Origin of the sequence: Streptomyces graminilatus, from assembly GCF_001418565.1 — a bacterium.
Lineage (GTDB): Bacteria > Actinomycetota > Actinomycetes > Streptomycetales > Streptomycetaceae > Streptomyces > Streptomyces graminilatus.
Window position 1 is genome coordinate 1 of sequence record NZ_LIQQ01000098.1, and the last position, 4405, is coordinate 4405.

General features: G+C 72.8%; 3 protein-coding genes. 2 read left to right on the plus strand and 1 reads right to left on the minus strand.

From position 1 onward, the window contains the following. On the plus strand, positions 1-2090 hold a 2090-nt coding region (locus AOK08_RS10250), incomplete at its 5' end, for a tetratricopeptide repeat protein (RefSeq protein ID WP_157876632.1). A 197-nt stretch (positions 2091-2287) separates the two neighbouring features. Further along, complete coding sequence (locus AOK08_RS10255) at positions 2288-2587, plus strand: hypothetical protein (RefSeq protein ID WP_157876634.1); 300 nt, start codon at positions 2288-2290, stop codon at positions 2585-2587. A 373-nt stretch (positions 2588-2960) separates the two neighbouring features. On the opposite strand, the gene AOK08_RS10260 is transcribed toward AOK08_RS10255, so the two are convergent. After that, entirely contained in the window at positions 2961-4379 is a 1419-nt protein-coding gene (locus AOK08_RS10260; protein ID WP_055525176.1) for an amino acid permease, read from the minus strand. Between the last annotated feature and the right edge of the window lie 26 nt (positions 4380-4405).

The window sequence follows — 4405 nt, forward strand, 5'->3', positions numbered from 1 at the left end:
CGGAGCAGGTCCGGCCGCTGCTGCCCGGAGGGCCCGGCTGCCTTGTGCTGGTCACCAGCCGCGACCGGCTGGCCGGACTCGCCGCCCGCGACGGCGCCCGGCGGATCGGGGTGGACGTGCTCAGCCCCGCCGAATCCCAGCTCCTGCTGCATCGCACCCTCGGCGCGGCGCGCGTCGACGCCGACCCGTGGGCGGCGGCCGAACTCGCCCACGCCTGTGGGCACCTCCCCCTGGCTCTGCGGATCGCAGCCGCCAACCTCGACCACACCCCCTGGCGCACACTGGAGGAACAGGCCGCCGAACTGCGCGACGGCGACCGGCTGACCGCCCTGTCCGTCACCGGCGACGAGACCACCGCCGTACGCGGTGCCTTCGACCTCTCGTACCACGCCCTCGACGCCCCGGCCCGGCGGATGTTCCGTCTGCTGGCCCTGGTGCCCGGCCCGGAGACCGGTCTCGACGCCGCCGCGGTCGTCGCGGGCCTCGCCCCCGCGGAGGCCGCCGCACTACTGGAACGGCTCACCGCCGCCCATCTGCTGCGGGAACACCGGGCCGGCCGGTACCGCCGCCACGACCTGGTCGCGCTGTACGCGGCCGAGCGGCTGCGCCTGGAGGAGACCGCCGAGGACCGCCACTCGGCCTCCGACGCCCTGTACACCTGGCTGCTGAACGCCACGGGCCACTGCGCCCAACTGCTGTACCCCGGCCAGGCCCCCCTGCCCCCCACCGGCACCGGCGGCCCGGACGGCGGCGGCCCGGACGGCTGCACTCACGGCGACGGCAACGCCGTACCCCCGCCCCGCATCCCCGACGCCGCCGCGGCGATCCGCTGGCTGGACGACGAACTGCCCAACCTCGCCGCGGCCGTCCAGCAGGCGGCCGCCGAGTGCCACCCCGCCTCCTGGCGGCTCGCCCACACCCTCGTCGGCCACTCCTGGACCCGCAAGAACGCCATGGACTGGGCGGCCCTCGGCCGGGCCGCCCTGGACGCGGCCCGTGCCGCCGACGAGCCCGTGGCACAGGCCGCCATGCACAACGTGCTCGGCGCGGCGGAACTCCACCAGAGCCTCCCCCATGCGGCGATCCCTCACTTCGAGCAGTCGCTCGCCCTCGCCGAGGCAGGCGGCTGGCTGGAGGGCACGGCTGTGGCGCTCACCAACCTCGCCAGTGTGAACTGGCTCGTCGGCCGGCTGACACGCGGCGCGGAGTACCTGGAAAGGGCCACGGAGATCGACCGGTGCAACGGCATGCCGGACGGCCACCCGGTCGTCCTGCTCACGCTCGGCATCACGCTGCGCGACCTGGGCCGCCTGACCGATTCACTGGACCGTCTGCGGCGGGCCGAGCGTGCCCCGCGCAACCTCGACTCCCAGCACAACCGGATCCTGACCCACGCCAACCTGGGACGCACCCTCTACCTCCTCGGGGATCCCGCGCGGGCGACGCACCAACTGACGACCGCCCTGACGATGGTCCGGGAGAGCGGCGAACAGGGCAGCGAGGCGTACGTGCTGCGGTTCCAGTCCTCCGTCCACCGCGACGCCGGTGACCTCACCACCGCCCTGGACATGGCGACGACCGCCACCCGTCTCTTCGACCAGGACGGCGAGGAGTACTACCGCGCGGACGCCCGCATCGCCCTCGGCAGCGTCCTGCTCGCCCTCGGCCGCCCCGACGAGGCGGATTTCGTCTACCGGGAAGCGCTCAAGCTGGCCGAGGAACGCGGCGCGGACGAACTGCGGGCACGTGCCCTGCTCGGCCTGGCCGCCGTGACCGACCCGCCCGACCGGGAGCAGATCTCCCGGGCGCTGGACGTCGCCCGGGGCACGGATCACCTGATGGTGCAGGGCGAGGCCCTCACCGCCCTGGCCCGTGCCGAACTGCTGCACGGCGAAGCGGCCACCGCCGCCGCCCGCGCCCACGAGGCCCTCGCGGTGCACCGCGGCACCGGCTGGCGCAGGGCCCTGGCCGAGAGCCTCGACATCCTTGGCCGCGCCGTCGCCACGACCGGCGCGGAGGACCCGGCCCCGTATCGGAAGGAGGCCCAGGACATCTTCCACGCCCTGGGCATGACATCTCATCAGGATTGAGCCCATCGCCCATCGCCCATCGCCAAAATGCCCCGACCTCCGAAGAAGGCCAGGGCACGGCACTGTCACGTTGGCCGGCAGGGGCGAAGAACCGCGTCACCGTGGGCGCCGGTGAGAGCCGGCGCCCGGACGTTCCCAAGACTTACGGCCGGCTCGCGTTCGGGAACTTCCCGGCCAATCCCGTTCGCGACGATCCGATGGCCGACAATCCCGCCGGGACGGCCACTGACCGGCCGCTACGTCCCCTCGGAGGCCGGAGCCCCCCGGACAACAGTTCTGGATGCGGCCTCGCCGGCCTCGTCGACCTCGCTGGTTCGGTGATCGGCCGTGGCGGCCCGATTGCCGGCTTCACCGGGGCCGGGCCGCTGGAACAGGGCGAGGAGAACACCGTCCGCGTCCAGGTGCCGGCCACCGGGTCCTTCCGCACCCTCATGGTGACCCTGGTCCGGACCGGACGGACCCGCCCGGCGCCGCACTGCGGAACGATCTTGACCTGATCCTCCGGGCCGTCAGCGGTCAGGAGCGCCATGGCAGCATGAGACCTCCACGGGTTTCGACGGATGGGCGACGTGTTGCTGGTCCAGTCGTGGGGCAGGCCACCGGTTCGGATCAACGCCTCATGGTGTGGGCGGCATTCTCCGCCGGGCGCGACCGGACTTTGGCGTACACGCAGGGCCGACGCCTCGGCGTCGGCCCTGCGTTGCACCTTCCCGCACTCGGTCAGGAGGGCGGCTGCTTGACCGTGTACAGCAAAACATCGATGTCGAAAGAGACACCAGGAAGAAGATCGGGACGGACTGTCGGAAGATCTACCGGAACAAACCAAGAGCGCGGGCCAGGCTCGCTCCTCGCCCAGGCCGCAACGGCGGCCTAGGCCGCCACCGCCCCGCTCTCCTCCGGCTTCGGTGGCTGCCGCCGCCCCCGCATCCACACGTACACCGGAATGCCCGCGAACAGGAACAGCACCCCCTGGTACACCGCCGCGTAACCCGCGCCCGCGATCAGCCAGAAGGAGAAGGCGAAGGACAGCGCGGCGACGATCAGGTCGCGGGCCAGGCCTGCCGGGCGGACCTGTTCGCGGGTGCCCCTGGCCAGCCAGTAGAGCTGGGCCGCCGCCGAGAGGAGGTAGGGGAAGCAGCCCGTGAACGTCGTGATCAGGACCAGGACGCGGAACGTGGTGTCCGGGCCCGCCGTGTAGTTGAAGGCGATGAGGACCGTGCCGAGGATCGCGCAGGCCCAGACGCCGAAGCCGGGCACCCCGCCCTTGCCGACCTTCGCGAACGGTGCCGGGAAGAGGCCGTCACGGGCAGCCGCGTACGGCATCTGGGCGGCGAGCAGGATCCAGCCGTTCAGGCAGCCGACGATCGACGCCACCGCCACCAGCGCGATGGCCGTGCCGCCCCAGCCGCTGCCGGTGATGGCGTTGACCGCGTCGGCGAACGGGGCGCCGGACTTCACCAGCTTGTCGTGCGGGACCAGGCCGAAGACCGCGACCGTGCCGAGGATGTAGACGAGGGCCGAGCCGAGCGTGCCCAGGACGCTCGCGCGGCCGACGTTGCGCTCGGGGTCCTCCACCTCGCCCGCGCTGACGGCCGCCGACTCGACGCCGAGGAAGCTGTACAGGAGCAGCGCGGCGGAGGCGGCCAGGGCGCCGGGGACGCTCTCGCCCGAGGCGTTGAACGCGCCGAAGTTGTCCGTGTCGATGAAGAACAGGCCGACCGTGGCGACCAGCAGCAGCGGTACGAACTTCAGGATCGTCGACACGATCTGTACCGCCCCGACCCACCGGGTGCCCGCGAAGTTCGCGGCGGCCGGCAGCCAGAGGGCCAGGATCGCGACCAGCGCGCCGAGAGCGTGGCTGTCGTGCAGGGGGATCAGTACGTCGACGTAGCCGACCACCGCCACCGCCAGGGCGGCGATGCTGACCCAGGTCATCGTCCAGTACGACCACGCCGACAGGAAGCCGGCGAAGGGGCCGAACGCGTCGCGCGGGTACACGTACAGGCCGCCGGTGACCGGGCTGCGGCGGGCCAGCTTGCCGAACAGCAGGGCGAGCAGTACCGCGCCAATGGAGAGGACCAGGAAGGCCAGCAGGCTGACGGCGCCGTACGGGGCGACCGTGGCCGGCAGGACGAAGATGCCGCCGCCGATGATGTTGCCCATCACGAGCGCGGTGGCGGCGGCCAGGCCGAAGGTGCGGCGGCGGGGCGGGGCCGTGGTGGGCACGGTCGGCGCGGTCGGAGTCGGCTCCGGCTGCTGGTCGGCCTCGGTGGTGCTTGGAGCAGTCATGACACTTCCGGTCGGCGGGGAGGGGC

Bases quoted from the DNA above. Each gene is read 5' to 3' on its own strand.
- AOK08_RS10260 (WP_055525176.1), bottom strand. From the start codon at position 4,379: ATGACTGCTCCAAGCACCACCGAGGCCGACCAGCAGCCGGAGCCGACT.
- AOK08_RS10255 (WP_157876634.1), top strand. From the start codon at position 2,288: ATGGCCGACAATCCCGCCGGGACGGCCACTGACCGGCCGCTACGTCCC.